General features: G+C 52.6%; 4 tRNA genes. All 4 read right to left on the bottom strand.

What is annotated here, in order from left to right:
* Window positions 1-25 precede the first annotated feature (25 nt).
* The 4 genes from ILS93_RS28490 to ILS93_RS28475 all read right to left on the bottom strand — a co-directional run bounded on the left by ILS93_RS28490 (window position 26) and on the right by ILS93_RS28475 (window position 386).
* A tRNA-Ser gene (locus ILS93_RS28490) sits at window positions 26-118 on the bottom strand.
* Between the two features lie 17 nt (window positions 119-135).
* Window positions 136-212 (bottom strand) — tRNA-Ile (locus tag ILS93_RS28485).
* A gap of 4 nt (window positions 213-216) precedes the next feature.
* Window positions 217-293 (bottom strand) — tRNA-Met (locus tag ILS93_RS28480).
* 20 nt (window positions 294-313) lie between these two features.
* A tRNA-Ala gene (locus ILS93_RS28475) sits at window positions 314-386 on the bottom strand.
* Between the last annotated feature and the right edge of the window lie 13 nt (window positions 387-399).

Below are 399 nucleotides of genomic sequence, written 5' to 3'. Positions count from 1 at the left end.
GATAAAATATTTAATTTAGAAAAAATGGAGGAGGTAGAGGGATTCGAACCCCCGCGCGACTCTCGCCGCCTGTCGGTTTTCAAGACCGATCCCTTCAGCCGAACTTGGGTATACCTCCGAGATATAAAGCTTTAGTGGTGGACCTTGTAGGACTCGAACCTACGACCGGACGGTTATGAGCCGTCTGCTCTAACCAGCTGAGCTAAAGGTCCTTTATGGTAGCGGCGGAGGGGATCGAACCCCCGACCTCACGGGTATGAACCGTACGCTCTAGCCAGCTGAGCTACACCGCCATAAAAGATATTAAAATAAGTGGAGCCTAGCGGGATCGAACCGCTGACCTCCTGCGTGCAAGGCAGGCGCTCTCCCAGCTGAGCTAAGGCCCCATGTTTTTGGAAA

This window comes from Bacillus sp. 16GRE42 (assembly GCF_019837435.1).
Classification (GTDB): Bacteria; Bacillota; Bacilli; order Bacillales; family Bacillaceae_G; genus Bacillus_A; species Bacillus_A wiedmannii.
The sequence above is the reverse complement of the archived record's forward strand: the minus strand, read 5'-3'. Positions and strand labels throughout refer to the sequence as shown.